Origin of the sequence: Streptomyces sp. NBC_01669 (assembly GCF_026339735.1) — a bacterium.
Classification (GTDB): domain Bacteria; phylum Actinomycetota; class Actinomycetes; order Streptomycetales; family Streptomycetaceae; genus Streptomyces; species Streptomyces yanii.
The window spans coordinates 4253223-4273873 of sequence record NZ_JAPEQG010000001.1; the positions used below are offsets into that span (position 1 = coordinate 4253223).

Annotated in this window: 20 protein-coding genes; 12 read left to right on the forward strand and 8 right to left on the reverse strand. The window is 71.5% G+C overall.

The annotated features are described in order from the left end of the window. Positions 1-377: 377 nt before the first annotated feature. From OG972_RS18930 to OG972_RS18945, 4 genes are all read left to right on the forward strand, one after another. Complete coding sequence (locus OG972_RS18930; RefSeq protein WP_266983059.1) at positions 378-1310, forward strand: ROK family protein; 933 nt, start codon at positions 378-380, stop codon at positions 1308-1310. After that, on the forward strand, positions 1310-2464 hold the full coding sequence (gene nagA / locus OG972_RS18935) for an N-acetylglucosamine-6-phosphate deacetylase (RefSeq protein ID WP_266983061.1): 1155 nt from the start codon (positions 1310-1312) through the stop codon (positions 2462-2464). Before OG972_RS18930 ends, nagA begins: the two co-directional genes overlap by 1 nt. A 168-nt stretch (positions 2465-2632) precedes the next feature. Further along, positions 2633-3559 carry a 1-phosphofructokinase family hexose kinase gene (locus OG972_RS18940; RefSeq protein WP_266990574.1) on the forward strand — a complete coding sequence of 309 codons (927 nt, stop codon included), beginning with the start codon at positions 2633-2635 and terminating at the stop codon, positions 3557-3559. Positions 3560-3648: 89 nt separating this feature from the next. Then, a complete protein-coding gene (locus OG972_RS18945) occupies positions 3649-4497 on the forward strand; it encodes a class II fructose-bisphosphate aldolase (protein WP_266983063.1) in 849 nt (282 codons plus the stop codon). Between the two features lie 70 nt (positions 4498-4567). Here OG972_RS18945 and OG972_RS18950 read toward each other — a convergent pair whose 3' ends face one another. Beyond that, positions 4568-5548, reverse strand: a complete 981-nt coding sequence (locus tag OG972_RS18950) for a carbohydrate-binding protein (RefSeq protein ID WP_266983065.1) — start codon at positions 5546-5548, stop codon at positions 4568-4570. Between the two features lie 163 nt (positions 5549-5711). Continuing rightward, the gene (cdgB, locus tag OG972_RS18955) at positions 5712-7376 is read right to left on the reverse strand and encodes a diguanylate cyclase CdgB (protein ID WP_266983067.1); all 1665 of its coding nucleotides are present in this window, start codon (positions 7374-7376) and stop codon (positions 5712-5714) included. A gap of 394 nt (positions 7377-7770) precedes the next feature. On the opposite strand from cdgB, the gene OG972_RS18960 reads away from it, so the two are divergent. Next, the gene (locus OG972_RS18960) at positions 7771-8277 is read left to right on the forward strand and encodes a flavin reductase family protein (protein WP_266983069.1); all 507 of its coding nucleotides are present in this window, start codon (positions 7771-7773) and stop codon (positions 8275-8277) included. Positions 8278-8365: 88 nt separating this feature from the next. Here OG972_RS18960 and arfB read toward each other — a convergent pair whose 3' ends face one another. Continuing rightward, positions 8366-8791, reverse strand: coding sequence for an alternative ribosome rescue aminoacyl-tRNA hydrolase ArfB (arfB, locus tag OG972_RS18965; RefSeq protein WP_266983071.1), 426 nt, complete (start codon positions 8789-8791; stop codon positions 8366-8368). 191 nt (positions 8792-8982) lie between these two features. Here arfB and OG972_RS18970 point away from each other — a divergent pair, with 191 nt between their 5' ends. Continuing rightward, positions 8983-9558: a TerD family protein gene (locus tag OG972_RS18970; protein ID WP_037692840.1), complete on the forward strand. Its 576-nt coding sequence runs from the start codon at positions 8983-8985 to the stop codon at positions 9556-9558. Positions 9559-9862: 304 nt separating this feature from the next. After that, a complete protein-coding gene (locus OG972_RS18975) occupies positions 9863-11365 on the forward strand; it encodes a M4 family metallopeptidase (RefSeq protein WP_266990576.1) in 1503 nt (500 codons plus the stop codon). Positions 11366-11393: 28 nt separating this feature from the next. On the opposite strand, the gene OG972_RS18980 is transcribed toward OG972_RS18975, so the two are convergent. The 3 genes from OG972_RS18980 to OG972_RS18990 all read right to left on the reverse strand — a co-directional run bounded on the left by OG972_RS18980 (position 11394) and on the right by OG972_RS18990 (position 14029). Then, complete coding sequence (locus OG972_RS18980) at positions 11394-12773, reverse strand: M1 family metallopeptidase (RefSeq protein WP_266990578.1); 1380 nt, start codon at positions 12771-12773, stop codon at positions 11394-11396. A 63-nt stretch (positions 12774-12836) separates the two neighbouring features. Then, positions 12837-13439, reverse strand: coding sequence for an ankyrin repeat domain-containing protein (locus OG972_RS18985; RefSeq protein ID WP_266983075.1), 603 nt, complete (start codon positions 13437-13439; stop codon positions 12837-12839). Positions 13440-13471: 32 nt separating this feature from the next. Then, the gene (locus OG972_RS18990) at positions 13472-14029 is read right to left on the reverse strand and encodes a heme-binding protein (RefSeq protein WP_266983077.1); all 558 of its coding nucleotides are present in this window, start codon (positions 14027-14029) and stop codon (positions 13472-13474) included. Between the two features lie 328 nt (positions 14030-14357). Here OG972_RS18990 and OG972_RS18995 point away from each other — a divergent pair, with 328 nt between their 5' ends. From OG972_RS18995 to OG972_RS19005, 3 genes are all read left to right on the forward strand, one after another. Beyond that, positions 14358-15536 (forward strand): sensor histidine kinase, encoded by a 1179-nt coding sequence (locus OG972_RS18995; protein WP_266990580.1) that lies wholly within the window; start codon positions 14358-14360, stop codon positions 15534-15536. After that, entirely contained in the window at positions 15533-16159 is a 627-nt protein-coding gene (locus OG972_RS19000; RefSeq protein ID WP_266983079.1) for a response regulator transcription factor, read from the forward strand. The genes OG972_RS18995 and OG972_RS19000 overlap by 4 nt, the downstream gene beginning before the upstream one ends. A gap of 121 nt (positions 16160-16280) precedes the next feature. Then, positions 16281-16778 (forward strand): hypothetical protein, encoded by a 498-nt coding sequence (locus OG972_RS19005; protein WP_037692856.1) that lies wholly within the window; start codon positions 16281-16283, stop codon positions 16776-16778. Between the two features lie 22 nt (positions 16779-16800). Here OG972_RS19005 and OG972_RS19010 read toward each other — a convergent pair whose 3' ends face one another. Next, the gene (locus OG972_RS19010; RefSeq protein WP_266983082.1) at positions 16801-17487 is read right to left on the reverse strand and encodes a pentapeptide repeat-containing protein; all 687 of its coding nucleotides are present in this window, start codon (positions 17485-17487) and stop codon (positions 16801-16803) included. A gap of 113 nt (positions 17488-17600) precedes the next feature. Between OG972_RS19010 and OG972_RS19015 the strand changes: the two genes are divergently transcribed. Further along, entirely contained in the window at positions 17601-18830 is a 1230-nt protein-coding gene (locus OG972_RS19015; protein WP_266983084.1) for an NAD(P)-binding protein, read from the forward strand. A gap of 46 nt (positions 18831-18876) precedes the next feature. Continuing rightward, positions 18877-19878, forward strand: a complete 1002-nt coding sequence (locus OG972_RS19020) for a zinc-binding dehydrogenase (protein WP_266983086.1) — start codon at positions 18877-18879, stop codon at positions 19876-19878. Positions 19879-20148: 270 nt separating this feature from the next. Here OG972_RS19020 and OG972_RS19025 read toward each other — a convergent pair whose 3' ends face one another. Continuing rightward, positions 20149-20622, reverse strand: a complete 474-nt coding sequence (locus OG972_RS19025) for a GNAT family N-acetyltransferase (protein WP_266983088.1) — start codon at positions 20620-20622, stop codon at positions 20149-20151. Positions 20623-20651 lie beyond the last annotated feature (29 nt).

Sequence of the window (20651 nt, forward strand, 5' to 3'; positions counted from 1 at the left end):
CGAGCACGGCGGCCGTTTCGTTGAGTGTCTGTGTCCGACCCGCGGTGAGCTGCGATTCCCCACCCCTCACTCGATCGAGCGACCCACCACGCCCGCGGCGACACGCTGTGAAGATCACGCCGCAGCCGACCCGATGGCGGGTCCGATCCGGGCGCAGCGCCTCGCGGTCGAGATCACGGAGTCGAAGGGGGTACGACCCGGACCACCCCGCAATCTGTCGCGCAGCGTGATCCTGGCTCCCCGGGATCGGCAGAAGGCCCGGTCGAAGGCGCGCTCCGGGGCGCACTCCGGGGCTTTGCCACACTTTTGTATGGATACTCAACAAACAGCAATAGTGGACTAGACCTATCGGGGGTCCTCGGGCGAAACTGTCTCCCGTGAAACACGTCATCGCCCTCGATGTGGGCGGCACCGGAATGAAGGCCGCACTGGTCGGGGCCGACGGCACTCTGCTGCACGAGGCCCGGCGCGCAACCGGCAGGGAGCGCGGACCCGACGCCGTCGTGGAGTCGATCCTCACCTTTGCCGCGGAACTGCGCGCCCACGGGGAGGAACACTTCGGCGAGAGCGCCGTCGCGGCCGGTGTCGCCGTGCCCGGCATCGTCGACCCGGAGAACGGGGTCGCGGTCTACGCCGCGAACCTGGGCTGGCGCGACGTCCCCCTGCGCACCCTGCTCGGCGAACGGCTCGGCGGCGTACCCGTCGCGCTCGGCCACGACGTCAGGACCGGCGGCCTCGCCGAGGGCAGGATCGGCGCGGGCAGGGGCGCCGACCGCTTCCTGTTCGTCCCGCTCGGCACCGGCATCGCCGGAGCCATCGGCATCGCGGGCACCATCGAGGCGGGCGCGCACGGGTACGCGGGCGAGATCGGGCACATCGTGGTCCGGCCGGACGGACCGGACTGCGGGTGCGGGCAGCGCGGCTGCCTGGAGACCCTCGCGTCCGCCTCCGCCGTCAGCCGCGCCTGGGCCGCCGCGTCGGGGGACCCGGAGGCCGACGCCGCGGACTGCGCGAAGGCCGTCGAATCGGGCGATCCCGCGGCCGTACGGGTATGGCAGGACGCGGTCGACGCGCTCGCCGCCGGTCTGGTCACCGCGCTGACCCTGCTGGACCCCCGCACGCTCATCATCGGTGGCGGTCTCGCCGAGGCAGCGGAAACCTTGTTCGTACCACTCCGTGCGGCCGTCGAGGAACGTGTCACGTTCCAGAAGCTGCCCGACATCGTCCCGGCGGCCCTCGGGGACACCGCCGGATGCCTGGGTGCAGGGCTGCTCGCCTGGGATCTTCTCTCCACGGAGGTATCCGCCTGATGGCCGGACCCGCAGACAGCACGGTTCTCGCCGGGGCCCGGGTGGTTCTTCCCACCGGCACCGTCGAGAACGGCCGGGTGATCGTCGAGGGAACTCGGATCGCCGAGAATCCGGCGGAGGGCGCTCGGACCATCGATCTGACCGGCCACTGGGTCGTCCCCGGCTTCGTCGACATGCACAACCACGGCGGCGGCGGCGCGTCCTTCACCTCCGGCACCGTGGACGAGGTCCTCACCGGCGTCCGCACCCACCGCGAGCACGGCACCACCACCCTGGTCGCCTCCACCGTCACCGGCGAGATGGACTTCCTCGCCGAGCGGGCCGGCATCCTCTCCGAGCTGGTCGAGCAGGGCGACCTGGCCGGGATCCACTTCGAGGGCCCGTTCATCTCGCCGTGCCGCAAGGGCGCGCACAGCGAGAAGCTGCTGCGCCACCCGGACCCGGCCGAGGTCCGCAAGCTGATGGACGCGGCGCGCGGCACCGCGAAGATGTTCACGCTCGCCACCGAACTGCCGGGCGGCATCGAGTCGGTGCGGCTGCTCGCCGAGCACGGCGTGATCGCCGCGATCGGGCACACCGACGCGACGTACGAGCAGACCGTCGAGGCGATCGACGCGGGCGCCACCGTCGCCACCCACCTGTTCAACGCGATGCCGCCGCTCGCCCACCGCGAGCCCGGTCCGATCGCCGCCCTCCTGGAGGACGAGCGGATCACCGTCGAGCTGATCAACGACGGTACGCATCTGCACCCGGCCGCCCTGGAGCTGGCGTACCACCACGCGGGCGCCGCCCGCGTCGCGCTGATCACGGACGCGATGGACGCGGCCGGGTTCGGCGACGGCCAGTACCAGCTGGGCCCGCTCGCCGTCGAGGTCAAGGACGGCGTCGCCCGGCTCGTGGAGGGCAACTCGATCGCGGGTTCCACGCTCACCCTGGACACCGCGTTCCGCCGGGCCGTCACGATCGACCGGATCCCGGTCGAGGACGTCGTGCAGTCCATCTCCGCCAACCCGGCACGGCTGCTCGGCGTGTACGACAGGGTCGGCTCGCTCGACCCGGGCAAAGACGCGGACCTGGTCGTCCTGGACGCGGACTTCGCACTCAAGGGCGTCATGCGCAAGGGCGAATGGGTTATTGAGCCCGAACTCGGGTGATTTCAGCCATTCTTGACAGTGGGCCGAATACGTAACGAAGAGACAGCGGTTGGCCCGGAGGTCTGGGCCGACCGCTTGCTCTTTGGCATGATCGCTTCCGTAAACAGCAGGGAAAGCGCGTTCTGGCAAGGGATCCGCGCTCCGGCACGGATCGAAGGGGTGACCGAGGTGATCCTCACGGTCACGCTGAACACGGCACTCGACCTGACGTACGGCGTACCGGCGCTGGTCCCGCACACCAGCCACCGCGTCGGTGACATCTCCGAACGCCCCGGCGGCAAAGGACTCAACGTCGCCCGGGTGCTCTCCGCACTCGGCCACGAGACCGTGGTCACCGGCTTCGCCGGAGGCGCCACCGGAGCCGTACTCCGCGAGCTCCTGGCGGACCTCCCGCCGCGCGACGCACTCGTCCCCGTCGCCGGGAACACCCGCCGCACCATCGCCGTCGTCGATGCGTCCACCGGCGACACCACCCAGCTCAACGAACCCGGCCCACTCGTCAGCGCCGACGAGTGGGCCGCCTTCCTCGCCACGTACGAGAAGCTCCTCGCCGACGCGGACGCGGTCGCACTCTGCGGCAGCCTGCCGCCCGGCATCCACGTCGGCGCCTACGCCGAACTGGTCCGCATCGCCCGCGCCGCCGAGGTCCCCGTTCTCCTCGACACCAGCGGCGAACCGCTGCGCCGGGGCATAGCCGCCCGCCCCGACCTGATCAAGCCGAACGCCGACGAGCTCGCCCAGCTCACCGGCTCCCGCGACCCGCTGCGCGCCACCCGTGACGCCCGCCGCCGGGGCGCGCACGGCGTGATCGCCTCGCTCGGCGCGGACGGCATGCTCGCCGTCACGCCCGAGGGCGCCTGGCGGGCGGCGCCGCCGGACCGGGTCGCGGGCAACCCCACCGGAGCGGGCGACTCCGCGGTGGCCGGGCTGCTGTCCGGTCTCGTCGAGGGGCTGAGCTGGCCGGACCGGCTGCGCAGGGCGGTGGCACTGTCGACGGCGACGGTGCTGGCGCCGGCGGCCGGGGAGTTCGACCGGGCGGCGTACGAGGAGCTGTTGCCGCGCGTCGGCATCGAGGAACAAGCACCGGCGGTCTGAGCGGCGCGGAACCAGCCCGCATCGCACGCCCGGCACCGTCCCGGACCACCCAGCACCATCCCGCAGCACACGAAGTCCCAGGGGGCAGCATGCCGCTCGTCAGCACCGGTGAACTCGTCTCGGCCGCCCAGGCCGACGGACGCTCAGTCGCCGCCTTCAACGTCATCACGCTGGAGCACGCGGAGGCCATCGCCGCGGGCGCGGAACGCGCCGGGGCGCCCGCCATCCTGCAGATCTCCGAGAACGCCGTGAAGTTCCACGGCGGCCGGCTCTCGGCCATCGCCGCCGCGGCCGCCGCCGTCGCCCGCGCCTCCCACGCGCCGCTCGCGCTCCACCTCGACCACGTCGAGTCCGTGGAGCTGCTGCACCAGGCGCACGACGAGGGCTTCGGCTCGGTGATGTTCGACGCCTCGAAGCTGACCTACGAGGAGAACGTGCGGGCCACGGCCGACGCGGTCGCCTGGGGCCACGAGCGCGGGATCTGGATCGAGGCAGAGCTCGGCAAGGTCGGCGGCAAGGAGGGCGAGGCCCCGCTCGACGCCCACGCCCCCGGCGTCCGGACCGACCCGGCCGAGGCCGCCGCCTACGTCGCGGCGACCGGCGTCGACGCGCTGGCCGTCGCGGTCGGCTCCTCGCACGCGATGACGGAACGCACCGCCGCCCTCGACCACGCCCTCATCGGCCGGCTGCGCGACGCAGTCCCGGTCCCGCTGGTGCTGCACGGCTCCAGCGGCGTCCCGGACGAGGAGATCCGCCAGGCGGTCGCCTCCGGCATGCGCAAGATCAACGTGGGTACGGCGCTGAACACGGCGTTCACCGGCGCGGTGCGCGCGTACCTGGCCGACAACCCGACGGGCGTCGACCCGCGCAAGTACATCGTCCCGGGCCGCGAGGCGATGGCCACGACGGTGGCGGGGTTCCTGAGCCTGATGGGCTGACCCGCCCGGCACATACGAAAACCGGCCCTACCGCCCCTTTCGGGTGGTGGGGCCGGACCGCGTTCGGGGTTCAGCGTGTCTGGTGGCCGGCCTTCAGCGACAGCTGGTCCAGGTTGGCGTCGCACTGGTCGCCCTCGTTGCACGAGATCATCAGCGTGTTCGAGCCCTTGCTGAGGTTGACCCAGGCGAAGGTGGTCGTCCAGCCCTTCGACAGGTCGCCCTCCGCGGCATGCGCGAAGTTCTTCATGTTGATGGACCGGGGACTCTCGGAGTTGACGGTGAGCGACGTCTTGGCGTCCTTGCCCGGCACGCCGTACGTCACGTAGAGCGTGTACTCGCCGGCCTCCGGTACCTGGACCGACCAGGTCGCGGACCGGCCGACCTCGTTCAGATTGATGTACTGGCCGTTCGCGCTCTTCGCGCCCTCGACCGAGTTGTCGAGCGTGGCCGTGCCGCCGAGCTTCAGCGTCGCGGCGTCCTGCTTCGGCAGCTCCGCCGGGGCCTCGGAGGACGTCTCGGACTGCTTCGGCTTCGGGGACTCCTCGACCTGACCGGCGGGACCGGACGAGGTGGCGGCCTCGTCCTTCTTGTTGCTGTCCTTGCCGTCGTTCGTGATCATCGCGACGCCGATGCCGACGAGCACGACCGCGACGACCGCGATCGCACCGATCAGCAGGCCCTTGGTGTTCGGACCGCCGCTGCCGGAACCGCCGCTGCGGCCATGGCCGCCCTGCACCGGGACGTGCGCGGTGGGCCCGCCGCCGGGATACGTCTCGGGGGCGGCGTACTGGGCGTTCGGCGCGCCGTACTGCGCCTGCTGCTGCCCGCCGTACGGCTGCTGCTGCGGCATCTGCTGCCCGTACTGGCGCTCGCCGACCGTCCGCACCTGGTTGTACGAGGTTCTGGGCACGCCGGGCTGCGAGACGGGACCCGGATAGCCGTAGCCGCCCTGCCGTGGCGACTGGGCGCCGGACGCCTGTCCGTCCTCGTACAGGTAGCCGAACGGATCGTCGTCCTCGGGTGTGCTTGCGCCGTTGTTCCCGGCCGTCATCCCTGGGTCACTCCTCACCATGTCGCCAGCCGTCGCCGAATATCGCCAGCCGTCGCCGACCGGCCGAGCCTACCTCGAACGGAGCACACCAAGAATTGCCGTCGGCCTTCGGGGTGCCGTACCGGGACCTGGGCGGGGTACGGGAACGGGCCGTCCGTGAACGTCAGCCGGCCCTGCGGTGAACCTTCGACCGGGACCGCTTCTCCACATACATCCGCTGGTCGGCGGAGCGCAGCACCTCTTCGACGGTCATGCCGCAGCCGGCCCAGCCGATCCCGAAGCTCGCCCCGACGCGCACCGCACGGCCGTCCACCCGAATGGGGGGAATGATGGCGTTACGCAACCGTACGGCCAGGTCCGCGGCGTCCGCGGCGCCGAGCCCGTCCGCGAGGACGACGAATTCGTCACCCCCGAGCCGGGCGACGGTGTCGCCGTCGCGCACACACGTGGTGAGCCGCCGGGCGACCTCGATCAGGACGGCGTCGCCGGTGTGGTGCCCGAAGCGGTCGTTGATGGACTTGAAGCCGTCGAGGTCGCAGAAGAGGACCGCGAGCCCCTTCGTCCCGTCGTCCTGCTCGCTGTCGGGCGCCACCGCGTGCACATGGTGGTCGTACGGGACGCCGCCCGCCACCGCGTCCGCCTCGAAGCCGTCGGCCCGGAAGCCGTGCGTCCGGGCGTCCACGTCCTCGACGTCGCCGTACGCCGCGTCCAGCGCCTCCACGGCGGTGGCCGCCGTCGTCGAGTGCGGGCGCTCGCAGAGCCGGGCGCTGAGCCGGGCGCGCAGCTCCGCGCTGTTGGGCAGGCCGGTGAGCGCGTCGTGCGAGGCACGGTGCGCGAGGTGCAGCTCGTGGCGCTTGCGCTCCTCGATGTCCTCCACATGGGTGAGGAGGAAGCGGGGTCCGTCGGTGGTGTCCGCGACGACGGAGTTGCGCAGCGAGACCCAGAGGTAGGTGCCGTCCCGGCGCCCGAGCCGCAGCTCGGCGCGGCCGCCCTCGGCGGACGTGCGCAGCAGGGTGCCGATGTCCTCGGGGTGCACGAGGTCGGCGAAGGAGTAGCGGCGCAGGACGGAGGCGGGGCGGCCGAGGAGCCGGCACAGGGCGTCGTTGGTGCGCAGCAGCCGGCCGTGCTGGTCGCCGCCCATCTCGGCGATGGCCATGCCGCTGGGTGCGTACTCGAAGGCCTGGCGGAAGGATTCCTCGCTGGCCCGCAGCGCCTGCTGCTCCCGTTCGAGCCGGACCAGGGCACGCTGCATGTTTGCCCGGAGCCGGGCGTTGCTGATCGCAATGGCCGACTGGGACGCGTACATCTGGAGGGCCTCGCGCCCCCAGGCGCCGGGGCGGCGGCCGTTGCGCGGGCGGTCGACGGATATGACGCCGAGGAGGTCCCGGCCGCCGCCGGACGCGTACATCGGGGCGTAGAGCCGGTCCTCCGGATGCCACTCGTCCTCGAAGCGGGGCTCGGGACCTTCGGTGTGCCACTGCGGTACGTCGTCGTCGAGGAGGACCCAGCCGTCGGTGTGCGGTATGAAACAGAGCTCGTCCCAGCACTCACCCATGGAGAGCCTGCGCTCCCAGGAGGCGCGCGAGCCGACGCGGCCGGTGATCAGGGCTTCGGCGGCGGAGTTGCCCGCGAACGCGGCGACGACGAGGTCGCCGTCGGGGCGGACGAGGTTGACGCAGGCCAGCTCGTACCCGAGACCGGCGACGATTCCGTCGGCCACGGCCTGCAGTGTGTCGGCCAGGCTCCGCGCCGTGTTGAGATCGGCGACGGCCTGATGCAGCTGCCGCATCGTCGCTAGACGAACGTACGGCTCCGACTCGGCCTCCATTGCTCGCACTCCCCGAGACCTCGACAGCACTCCAGGTTTCGTATCGACGTACTTGTTCGCAGTGTCACGGCCACTGAATCACAGTGAGCTGTGCACCCGGTACACAGGGTCAACAAATATCGCTCTCTGTGACTCAAGTCACAACAGATGATGAAGGGGACTGAGTGGTCTACGGAAGAGGTCCGTCCTTTTCTTGAACGCACATCTGTAGGTCGCACGGCGGCGCGCCCCGTTGCATTGTGCCGTGGCGGTGCGCCCTCATGCGGCCGGAGTCCTAGGACCCGGCTGGTCCCCTGGCCCGATGCGACCGCGCGCGGGCAACGGCTAGCGTGCCCGTGTGTTGCAGACGAAACCCCCCACCCCGCGATCCGAGCCCATCCCCCATGCTGAAGGGGTGAGCAACGAGGAGTTCCGCGGCGCCCTCGCCCGGCTGGCCGCAGGCGTGGTCCTGATCACCGCCCAGGAGCCGCCGCTCGACGAGAACGGGCGCGGCGAGGACGTGGGAATGACGGCAACCGCCTTCATGTCCGTGTCACTGGACCCACCCCTGGTCCTGGTGAGCCTGCGCAACGGCTCCCGGATGGACGACCTGCTGGACGAGCAGCCGTTGTGGGCGGTCTCCGTGCTCGCGGAGAGCCAGCGGCACATCGCGGGACGGTTCTCGATGAAGGGCCGGATCAGCGATCGGCTGCTGTTCGACGACATCCCCTATGTACGGGGAGAGGTGTCCGGCGCCCCCCTGGTCGGCGGCGCCCTCGCCACTCTGGAGTGCCGCACGGAGCAGCGGGTGCTCGCGGGCGACCACACCCTGGTGATCGGGCGGGTGGTGAGCGCGGCGCTGCCGAGCGCGGACGGCGGGCCGCTGACGTACTTCCGGGGGCGCTACCGGCAGCTGAGCTGACCCGGAGTCACCGGCGCCCGCCGGTCGGGGCCGGAGCGGATCGCGGGTGCGGCCCACCCGCCACAGCCGGAGCGGCCGGGGACACCGCCTACCAGTCGCGGCCGGAGCGACCGCGCTTCGTGTCACCGCGCTGCTTCTTCTCGCGCAGCCGCCGCTCGTTGATCCCGCGCGGGATCCTGGTCTTGCGGCGCGGCTTGGGGGGCGGGGCGGTGGCTTCGGCCAGCAGGGCGGCGAGGCGGACGAGTGCGGTCTCGCGGTTGCGCCACTGGGAGCGGTGCTCCGACGCCCGTACGGTGACCACGCCGCCCACCAGCCGGCTCTCCAGTCGCTGGAGCGCCCGCTCCTTCCACACCTCGGGAAGCGACTCGGTCGCCGCGAGGTCGAAGCGCAGCTCCACCTGGGAGTCGCTGGTGTTGACGTGCTGACCGCCGGGCCCGGAGGACCGCGAGAAACGCCACATGAGTTCGGCCTCCGGCAGGGAGACCGAACCGCGGATGACATAGGGCCCGGACATGACACCCATGTTCCCTGGCCGAAGCCCCGTTCGTCACCTCTTTTTGCCGCACCCTGCCGTCGGCCCGGCTGGGAATTCGGTAAAGAAAGCAAAGAGACCAGGAACCTCCCGGTCCTCCGCCTGCGTTAGGACGGGTGACGGTAGCTTCGTGAAGGCATGAAGCCCGCACACGACGATGAAAGGGACTTCCCATGGCAGTAAGCCTGTCCAAGGGCGGCAACGTCTCGCTCACCAAGGAGGCCCCGGGCCTGACCGCCGTCACGGTCGGCCTCGGCTGGGACGTCCGTACCACCACCGGCACCGACTTCGACCTCGACGCCTCGGCGATCGCGGTGAACGCGGCGGGGAAGGTCGTCTCCGACGGCCACTTCGTCTTCTTCAACAACAAGTCGACGCCGGACCAGACCATCGTCCACACCGGCGACAACGTCACGGGCCAGGGCGAGGGCGACGACGAGCAGATCAACGTCAACCTGGCGGGCCTCACTGCCGACGTCGACAAGATCGTCTTCCCGGTCTCCATCTACGACGCCGAGACGCGCAGCCAGAACTTCGGCCAGGTGCGCAACGCGTTCATCCGCATCCTCAACCAGGCCGGCGGCGCCGAGATCGCCCGCTACGACCTGAGTGAGGACGCCGCCACCGAGACCGCGATGGTCTTCGGCGAGCTGTACCGCAACGGCGCGGAGTGGAAGTTCCGCGCGGTGGGCCAGGGATACGCCTCGGGTCTGCGCGGCATCGCGCAGGACTTCGGCGTCAACCTCTGACGCAGAGCCCCAGGGCCTGAAGGCCCGAACAGCGGGAGCCCCCGGCCGATTGTTTTCGGCCAGGGGCTCCCGTTCGTCTGTCTGCCGTCGGCCACCCGCTGCGGCACCGACCGCCGCATGACGCATATCGGATGACGCTCCCTCACAGACGGACAAGATCCGGTCAAATCATTGACGCGCCCCTGCCAATAGCGGCGCGTCGGTGCCACTCTCACCGCACCCCCCTCACGGAGCTCATGGATCGAGTGAAGGAGAACGAGTGAGAACCACTCTGCGTGCCGCCGCTCTTGCCGCTACCGCCGCCATGGTCGTCATCGGCGTACAAGCAGGTCCGGCCGGTGCGGCCCAGGACCGCGAGCCCGGGGCTACCGCCCTGCCGCTCAGTGCGTCCCAGCGGGTCTCGGCCCTCAAGGAGGCCCAGGCCGGGGCCGCCTCGACCGCCGCCAAGATCAAGCTCGGCGGCAAGGAAAAGCTCGTCGTCCGCGATGTGATCAAGGACGCCGACGGCACGGTTCACACCCGATACGAGCGCACCTACGACGGACTGCCCGTCCTCGGCGGCGACCTCGTCACCCACACCCGTAAGGACGGTTCGCTCAAGGGGGTTTCCAAGGCCACCGCCGCCGACATCGCCGTCCCGTCGACGACCGCCGCACTCACCGCCGAGGCCGGTGCGCGGAAGGTGATCTGGGCCGCCACCGGCAAGCCGACGCTCGCGTACGAGAACGTGGTCAAGGGCGTCCAGGACGACGGGACTCCCAGCGAACGCCACGTCATCACCGACGCCGCGAGCGGCAAGGAGCTCTACGCATACGAGGCCATCGACACCGGGTCCGGCACCAGCCAGTACAGCGGCACGGTGAACCTGGGCACCACGGCCTCCGGTTCCGGCTACAACCTGACCGACGGCGGTCGCGGCGGCCACAACACGTACGACCTGAACGGCGGCACCTCCGGCACCGGAACCCTCTTCACCGACGCCGACGACATCTGGGGCAACGGTCTCGCGACCAACCGTCAGACCGCCGCCGTCGACGCCCACTACGGCGCCGCCGTGACCTGGGACTTCTACAAGAACGTCCTGGCACGCAACGGCATCGCGGGCGACGGCAGGGCCGCGTACTCCCGGGTCCACTACGGCAACGCGTACGTCAACGCGTTCTGGTCGGACAGCTGCTTCTGCATGACGTACGGCGACGGCTCGGGCAACCTCAAGCCGCTCACCTCGCTGGACGTCGCCGGACACGAGATGAGCCACGGTCTGACCGCGGCCACCGCGAGGCTCAACTACAGCCGCGAGTCAGGCGGTCTCAACGAGGCGACCAGCGACATATTCGGCTCCTCGGTCGAGTTCTACGCGGGCAACAGCAGCGACGTCGGCGACTACCTCATCGGCGAGAAGATCGACATCCGCGGCAACGGCACACCGCTGCGCTACATGGACAAGCCGAGCAAGGACGGCGCCTCCGCCGACTCCTGGTCGAAGACCGTCGGCCGCCTCGACGTCCACTACTCGTCCGGGCCCGCCAACCACTTCTTCTACCTGCTGTCCGAGGGCAGCGGCGCGAAGACCATCAACGGGGTCTCCTACAACTCTCCGACCTCCAACGGCTCCACAGTCACGGGGATCGGGCGCGACAAGGCCATTCAGATCTGGTACCGGGCCCTCTCCACCTACATGACGTCGACCACCGACTACGCCGGGGCGCGGACCGCGACCCTGAAGGCGGCGACCGATCTGTACGGGGCGGGGGGCGCGGAGTACGCGGCCGTCGCCGCCGCCTGGTCCGGAATCAACGTGAAGTAGCCCCTGCCTCTGCGGTTCCGGGAGCCGGTCAGCCCTTCGCGGCAGGCCGGCTCCTGCCGTACAGCCAGGTGTTCCACAGGTCCGTCAGATCCCGGCCGGTCGTCTTCTCCACATAGGCGGTGAAGTCGGCCGTCGACGCGTTGCCGTGCCGGTGCGCCTTCGTCCAGCCCCTGACGAGGGCGAAGAACCGCTCGTCGTCGCCCACCGCCTGCCGGATCTTGTGGATCACCATCGCCCCGTGCCCGTACACCGGCGGTTGCGAGATGTCCGCGGCCGTCGGCGGATCGGCCGGCGGGAAAGCCCAGTTGGCATCGCTCGCGAAGGCGCGGTCGAAGCTGTCCTGGACGGGGACGCCCTCCTTGTCCGCCTGCCACAGCCACTCCGCGTACGTCGCGAAACCCTCGTTGAGCCACATGTCCCGCCAGCTCTCGGGCGTGACGGAGTCCCCGAACCACTGGTGGGACATCTCGTGGACGAGGAGCCCGACGTCCGGCGGGCCGGGGAAGAACGGACGGTTCTGGGTCTCCAGCGCATACCCGGCGTCGTTCGGGCGGTCGACGATCGCACCGGTCGAGGAGAACGGATACGGCCCGAAGCGCTCGGCCTCCCACTGCACGACCTCGGGGATCCGGGCCAGGGTCCGGGCACTCGCCGCCGCCGACTTCGGGTCCACGGCCGTGAACACCTTGATGCCGTCGGGGGTCGTCGACGCCTTCGTGTCGAAGCGTCCGATGGCGAGCGTCGCGAGATAGGTCGCCATGGGCGCGGCGGTGTGCCAGTGGTACGTGGTGGTGCCACCGGAGGTCCTGCGGGACGTCAGCTCGCCGTTGGACACGGCGGTCAGGCCCTTGGGAACGGTGACCGTGAGGTCGTAGGACGCCTTGTCGCTCGGGTGGTTGTTGCCGGGGAACCAGGCCATCGCCCCGACCGGCTCACCGAGCGCCACCGATCCGTCCGCCGTCCGCAGCCAGCCCTCCTTCGAGTTGTCCGGGTCGGTGAGGGTCAGCGGGGAGCCGGAGTAGCGGACGACCGTGCGGAACGTCCTGCCCTTGTGGAGGTGGCTCTCCACCTCGGCATCGGGGCGCAGCGTCAGTTCGTGGGCCGCCCGGTTGACGGCGGCCGGGCGCCCCTCGACCTGCGCAGACTCGACGGTCAGCCCGGCCAGATCGAGATTGAAGGCGCTGAGGTCCTGGGTGGCGCGCGCGGTGATCACGGCAGTGCCGATCAGGTGCTGGGCGGCCGGGTCGACGTCGAAGGTGAGGTCGTAATGGGTGACGTCGTACCCGCCGTTGCCGGCCTTCGGGAAGTTCGGGTCGCGCAGACCGGCGGCGCCGGGGGTGCCCTCCACACCGCCGGAGCAGCCGGCGGTGAGGGAGACGACGGTGGTCGTGGCGAGGGCCAGGATCAGAGCGGTGGGGCGCACACCGATGATCCTATGTGCGGAATGTCGGTTTGGCGGATCGGCGGATGCTCACCTCGGATCCCGGTTCCGCAGCAGCGCCGCGATCTCCGCGAACCCGCGCCGCTCCGCGTGTTCCAGCGCCGTCACCCCGTCGCCGTCCGGCAGACCGGGGGTCGCGCCCGCCGCCAGCAGCAGTTCGACGATCTCCTGGTGCGCCCGGCCGCCGTCGCCCAGGATCACGGCCTCCAGCAGGGCGGTCCAGCCGAGCCGGTTGACGTGGTCGACATCGATGTCCGTGACGCGGAGCAGCTCCCGTACGTAACCGACATGGCCGCGCTCGCTCGCCGGGATCAGCGCGATGCCGCCGAACCGGTTACGGAGCTTCAGATCGGGACCGGCCGGCAGCAGGGTGCGCAGCATCGCGACGCTGCCGGTGACGCCGGTCGCCAGCCAGGGACTGTCCTCGCGCCGGTCCTGCGCATCGGGGTCCGCACCCGCCTCGACGAGCAGCCGTGCGAGCTCGACGTGGTCGCCGTGGACGGCGAGGAGCAGCGGGGTACGCCGCTCCTCGTCGCGGGCGTCGACGCGGGCGCCGCCCTCGATCGCGGTGCGTGCGGCATCGGCGTCACCGGTGCGCGCGGCTCGGAGCAGGTCGTGATCGAGGGCGTTCATCCGTGGTCTCTCCCGGGCTGTGGTCGGCTGTCCTACTTCGCGAGCGCGGCGACGCCCGCCTGGGCGAACTTCTCGTCGAGGTCGCCGCTGGGGGCACCGGCCACTCCGATGCCGGCCACCGGTGCACCCTTGACCTGCACCGGGGCGCCGCCCGCGAGGAACAGGGTGCCAGGGATGTCCTTCAGGTTCGGGGCCTGCGCCAGACGGCCGGCGAGCACGGAGGTGGGGGCGTTCCAGGAGACGGCGGTGTACGCCTTCTTCTCGGCGGACTCGTACGCCTGCGGGCCGGAGCCGTCGCCGCGCAGCGTCACGACGGTGTTGCCGTTCCGGTCGACGACGGCGACCGAGACACGCTGGTTCTCCTTCTCGGCGGCGTCGAGGGCCGCGCGCGCGGCCTCGGTGGCGGCGGCGACGGTCAGATGGGTGGTCTGCTGGAGGTTCCGGTTCGCCGTGTCGGCCGTGACGGCGGCGGCCGGGGCAGCGGCCGGGGCGGAGGCGCTCGCGGACATGGCACCGAAGGTTCCGGCACCGAGCGCGGCGGCGACGACAGCACCGGTGAGGACACGGGTGCGCAGCGACATCTTCTTCATGGTGGGGCTCCTCGACGATTCGACGGTGTTTCCGCCCGGGCGGTGTTCCGGTCAGGCGGTGTTCCGGTCAGGCGGTGTCCGGCTCTGCGTTCGATCCTCCGGCCGGATCCGGTCCCGTAACGTCGACGTACCGGCTCGACACCGCGGGCAGGACGGCTGACGGCCCCATCAGCCGATCGGTTGATGCGGGGGTGGCCCCACCGGGTCACCATGGATGTATCTGCGCAGGTCAGCAGCAGCTCTTCGGCAGTCGGCAGGGAGGACGAGGTACGAGGTGGAGCACCCAACCGAAGCCGCCGACCCGGATGCCCGGTGGCTCGCGCTGCTCATGCACGCCGCGTTCTTCCTGCTGCTCGGCGCCTCCCTGGCCCGCTTCCTGCTCCGCCACCCGGGCGAGGACCGCACCCCGTGGATCATCGCGCTGTCCGTCGCGCTCGCCGCGCTGTATCTGCTGGGCCCGGTGCTCGGCTCACGCCCCACCCCGCGCCGGCTGGCCTGGCTCGCCGTGCTCGTGGCCGTGTGGATGGTGCTCGTCGTCCTCGCGCCGAGCTTCGCCTGGTGCGCGGTGCCGCTCTTCTACACCGGGCTGCGGCTGCTCCCGCCGCGCGCCGCGCTCGCCCTCGTCGCCCTGCTCACCGTGTTCGTCGTGGCCGCGCAGCTGCGGCTGGCCCACGGCTTCGACCCGAATCTGGTACTCGCGCCCCCCGCCGTGGCGGCCATCGCGACCGCGGTCTTCGTCCATATGCAGCGCCAGGCCGTGCACCAGCGCGAACTGATCGACGATCTGCTGCGTACCCGCCGCGAACTCGCCGCCACCGAACGCCGCGAAGGCACCCTCGCCGAACGCCAGCGGCTCTCCATGGAGATCCACGACACCCTCGCGCAGGGCCTGTCCAGCCAGCAGATGCTGCTCCAGGCCGCGGACCGCACCTGGGACGCGGACCAGGCGACCGCCCGCCGCCACGTCCGTACGGCCACAGGCATCGCCGAACGCAACCTCGCCGAAGCCCGCCGCTTCGTCCACGACCTGGCACCGGCCGATCTCGCGGAGGGCGGCGGCCTGGAGGCGGCGCTGCACGCACTGGCCGCCCGCGAAACGGTGCAGGGCCAGGGGCTGTTCACGGTCCGCTGCCATGTGGAGGGGACGCCGCACGCGGCACTGCCCGACCGGGTGCAGTCCGCACTGCTGCGCATCGCCCAGGGCGCGCTGGCCAATGTGAGGGAGCACGCGGACGCCACGGAGGCCGCGCTGACACTGACCCACCTGGACGACCGGACCGTCCTGGACATCGCCGACAACGGCCGCGGCTTCACCCCGCCCGCACCGGCCGCCCTGCGTCCGGCAGCGGGCGTACGCGGCCACGGGCTGCCCGCGATACGCGCCCGGCTGCACCAGCTCGGCGGCACGCTCACGATCGAATCGGCACCGGGCGAGGGAACCGTCGTCTCCGCCGCGGTACCCCTGCCCGCCCCCGCCCCGTCGCCCTCGTCGGAGGAACCCTCATGACCTCACCCGCCGTACGGATCCTGCTCTGCGACGACCACGCCGTCGTACGCGCCGGACTGCTCGCCCTCCTCGGCAGCGAACCGGACATCGAGGTCGTCGGCGAGGCGGGAAGCGGCGAGGAAGCCGTCGCCCTGGCCGCCCGGCTCACCCCGGACGTCGTCCTGATGGACCTCCAACTGGGCGAAGGAATCGACGGCGTCGAGGCCACCCGTCGCATCGCGGCGACCGGCGTCCACGTCCTCGTCCTCACGACGTACGACACGGACGCCGACATCACCCGCGCCATCGAGGCGGGCGCCACCGGCTATCTGCTGAAGGCGGAACGCCCGGAGGAACTGTTCGCCGCGATCCGCTCGGCGGCCCAGGGCCGCACCACCCTCTCCCCACCGGTCGCCAGCCGTGTCATGGCCCGCATGCGCCGTCCCCTGCCGACGCTCACCGACCGCGAACGCGACATCCTGGGCCAGCTGTCCCAGGGCCTGGGCAACCGGGACATCGCCCGGGCCCTGTTCATCAGCGAGGCCACGGTCAAGACGCACCTGGGCCGCATCTACGACAAACTCGGCGTCGACACCCGCGCGGGCGCCGTGGCCGTGGCGAAGGAGCAGCGGCTGCTGCCGTGAGCCGGGCCGCCTGCGACAAGGACCGCCGCAGCGCCACGCGCCCGCGGTCCCGGGGCCGTGGGACGTGGGGCAACCCGCCGCTCCGGCGTTGACGCACCCCCGGGCATGACACCATCGAACTGTGCTCGACATCGGCTACTCCCTCTCCCGACGCTTCCCCGATCCCCCGCAGACCGACTACCGCCGCGCGGACGTCCACGCCCTGCGGCACGATCTGTTCTCCGGGGACGTCTACCTCGCGGACACCAAGGCGGACCGCGAGGTATCCACAGCCTGGGGATGGGTGCCCGTGCTCGACTTCGCCTGGGCGCTCTGCGACATCGTCGAGCAGATCGACCAGGACCCCCGCGGCAGCCGCTCGCACCGGCGGCAGTTCGCCGAGCTGGACTTCACTGAGTCGTCCGACCGGATGCTCTTCGAGCGCCGCTTCGGCTGGGTCGATGTCGAAGCCGACTGGATGCCCGGCGACGAACCCCCGCTCACCTTCAGCCACTCCCTGCTGCGCCGCGAGGCCCGCGACTTCCTGCACGACCTGATCGCGGACCTCGCCGACATGCACGAGGGGCTCGCCGACAACCCCGTGATCTGGGACCTCCAGGCCCGCTTCCCCCGGGTCTGACGAGCAGATCCGGGCACACCCCCTACGCCTCCACCCGCACCCCGATCTGCGCCGCGAACGCCGGGGCCAGTTCCATCAGCTGCACCGGGCTGATCACCGCCCCCGCCAGCCGCTCCACCCCACGCGCGATGTCCAGCTCGGCGGCCGTCCGCAGGTCCACCGACTCCATCCGTACCGAACTGAAGTCGGCCCGTTTCAGCACACAGTCCCGGAACTCCACTCGCACCAGCTGCGCGTCCCCGAAGTCCGGCTCCGACAGCACACAGCCCTCGAAGACCACGTCCTTCAGCCGTGCTGTGCGCAGGTTCAGATAGTCGATCTTCCCGCCGCGCACATGGACCCTCTCCAGCACCGCGCCGTGCAGCTGCACCCCGCCCAGCCGCGCGTCCACCACCTCCACATCGCGCAGCGACGCCCCCGCGAGATCGGTGCCCACCCCCCGCACCCCCGTCAGGACCGAGTCGATGAAGCGGGCCCTGATCAGCTCCGTACGGTCGAGCGCGCATCCCTCCAGCGCACAGTCCATGAACCGGGCGCCCGGACCCGACTCGTCCGCGAAGTCCGTCCCCTCGAACCGCACACCGTCATAGTCCCCGTCCGGTTCCAGCCCCTCCCCGTCGTACGGAACGAGCGGCGGCAACCGCACCTCCGGCCGCCGCGCCGCCGCCACGGCATCCTTCCCGCCACCACTCCTGCTGTTACGTGCCATGGCCCCATCGTGACCCACGCCACTGACAACGCCCCCGCGCCGATGTCACACCCAGGCCCTCTTCGGACGTCACCTCTTTGTCATCGTTCACGACGACGAGGAGACAGGGACGCATGCAGCGCATCCACATCATCGGCGGCGGACTCGCCGGGTTCACCGCAGCGATCACAGCCGCCGAGTCCGGCGCCCTGGTGACAGTCCACGAGGCCCACCACACGCTCGGCGGCCGCGCCAGGACCACCGAGGGCCCGTACCGCACCAACGAAGGACCCCACGCCCTCTACCGCCACGGACCGCACTGGGCCTGGCTCGCACAGCGCGATCTCATCGGCCCGGTCGCCACGGTGCCGCTCCTCCGAGCCACCCGGCTCCGTTTCCGGCTGGGCGGCACCCTGCGCCGCACCCCGCCCCCCGGCCTCCTCCGGCTCACCCGCCGCCGCGCCGGACAGGCCCCCGTCGACACCGACTTCCGTACCTGGGCCACCGGCCGGGCCGGCGAGGAGACCGCCCGCGCGGCCGCGCACTACGCCGCCGTCGCGCTCTTCCACCACGACCCCGGTTCGCTCTCCGCCGCGTTCGTCCAGGAACGGCTGCGCCGCGCCGCCGCGCTGCCGCCCGAGGCGCGCCACCCGGTCGGCGGCTGGGCGCAGATCATCGACCGGATGGCCGCCCGCGCCTGGAACATGAGCGTCCGGATCGAGACGGCGACCCGGATCGCCCCGGGCACCCTCGACACCCTGGCCCGGACCGGCCCGGTCGTCGTCGCCACCTCCCTCGACGCCGCCCGCGGCCTGCTCAACGACCCCACCCTGACCTGGGACAGCGGCAGGACCGCCCTCATCGACCTGGCCCTGCGCACCCGGCGCGGCGACGCGTCCGCCGTCTGTGACCTGGACGCCCCCGGCTGGATCGAACAGGAGGTCCCGGGGCGTCCACCGGGAAAGCACAGCAGCGCCCAGGAGCGCACCCTCGCCCCGGCGGGCCGACGGCTCGTCCAGGGCCAGTTCCCCGTCGCCCCCGGCGAGTCGAAGGCCGCCGGAATCGCCCGCGCCGAAGAGCTCCTCGACTTCGGCCACCCGGGCTGGCGCGACCGCATCGAGTGGCGGCGCGAGGCCCTTGCCGTCGGCCGTACGGGCGCGGTCGACCGGCCCGGCGCCACCTGGCGGGACCGTCCCGCCATCGACCGCGGCGACGGCATCTACCTGGCGGGCGACCAGGTCGCCGCGCCCGGACTGCTCAGCGAGGTGTCGTTCAACAGCGGGCTGGAAGCGGCCCTGCTCGCCGTCGGAGCGAGCGCACGGTCCCGGACGTCCCGACCCGCCCTTGACCTCGAGCAGGGTTGAGGTCGGAGGGTGATCCCCGAGAGCCAGCCGACCTGGGGAGCCCACCATGCATGCCGTCCGCCTCCACACCTTCGGACCCGCCGAGAACCTCACGTACGAGACGGCCGACGACCCGGTGCCCGGCCCCGGCCAGGTCCGGATCGCCGTCGCCGCGGCCGGTGTGCACCTCCTCGACACCGCCCTGCGCGAGGGCATGACAGGGCCGTTCCCGGCCCCCGCCGAGCTGCCCACCGTCCCCGGCCGCGAAGTCGCCGGAACGGTCGACGCGCTCGGTGAGGGCACCGACCCCGGCTGGCTGGGCAGGCACGTCGTCGCCCACCTCGGCATGGCCCCCGGCGGCTACGCCGAACTCACCGTCACCGACGCCGACAAGCTCCACCCGATCCCGCCCGGCCTCGACGAGGCCGAGGCCGTCGCCATGATCGGCACCGGCCGCACCGCCCTGGGCATCCTGCAGTTCACCGAGCTCGGCCCCGACTCGGTCGCCGTCGTCCCCGCCGCGGCGGGCGGCATCGGCACCCTGCTCGTCCAGTACGCCAAGCACGCCGGAGCCACCGTCATCGGCCTCGCCGGCGGACCCGCCAAGGTCGCGGCGGTGAAGGACAACGGCGCCGACCTCGCCGTCGACTACACCCTCCCCGACTGGCCGGCCCGGGTCCATACCTACCTCGACGGCCTCGGCCGCCGCGCCACCGTCGTCTACGACTCCGTCGGCGGCGTCACCGCGCGCACCGCCGTCGACCTCCTCGGCAAGGGCGGGCAGCACATCGTCTTCGGCTGGTCCGGCGAGGGACTTCACGACGGGTCCCCGCTCACCTTCACCGACGAGGAGCTCGCCGAACGCGGCATCACCTCCCGGGGCGTCCTCGGCCCGGCGATGATGCAGAAGGCGGGCGGCCTGCGCGTCCTCGAAGAACGCTCGCTCGCCGAAGCCGCCGCGGGCCGCCTGCGTCCCGCCGTCCAGCGCTTCCCGCTCGCCGAGGCGGCCGCCGCCCACCGCGCCCTGGAGACGCGCGGCACGATGGGCAAGGTCGTCCTCGTCCCCTGAGAGCCTGTCGGGTGACCTTCGATCGGATAGCGGACGTGGCCTGGTGCGTGCGATTCCAAGGCGGCGGGATGTCCTCGGATGGGGTCTCCCCTGCTCGAACGAAGCTGAGAGCTTGGGGAAGGAGCTACTAGGACATTTCGGCAACGCGGGAAGCGTGCGTGCCAGGGCGTGGCCGCCCGATCAGAGGTCACCCGACAGGCTCTGAGGGCTCTTGTCGAACCGCCGTCGTCGTCCGCAGACGGCAGTCCGACGACAGGACCTAAGGGAAGGTCAGCCGCCGAGCTCCGCCAGCGCCCCGTCCGTCAGCCGGTACACCGTCCACTCGTCCTGCGGCCGCGCGCCCAGCGACTCGTAGAACGCGATGGACGGGGCGTTCCAGTTCAGCACCGACCACTCCAGACGCTCGTACCCCCGCTCCACACAGATCCGCGCCAGCTCCCTCAGCAGCGCCTTGCCGTGCCCGCCGCCGCGCCGGTCGGGGCGTACGTACAGGTCCTCCAGGTAAATGCCGTGCACCCCGCGCCACGTCGAGAAGTTCAGGAACCAGAGCGCGAAGCCCACGATCTCCCCGTCCTCGTCCGACTCGGCGATGTGCGCATACGCCGCGGGCCGCTCGCCGAACAACGCCTCGTGCAGTTGCTCCTCGGTGGCGTTCGCCTCGTGGAGCGCCTTCTCGTACTCGGCGAGTTCGCGGACCATGGAATGGATGACAGGGACATCGGCAGCAGTAGCAGTACGAATCATGGGGGCAGCGTAAGCAGCCGCCGCCACCG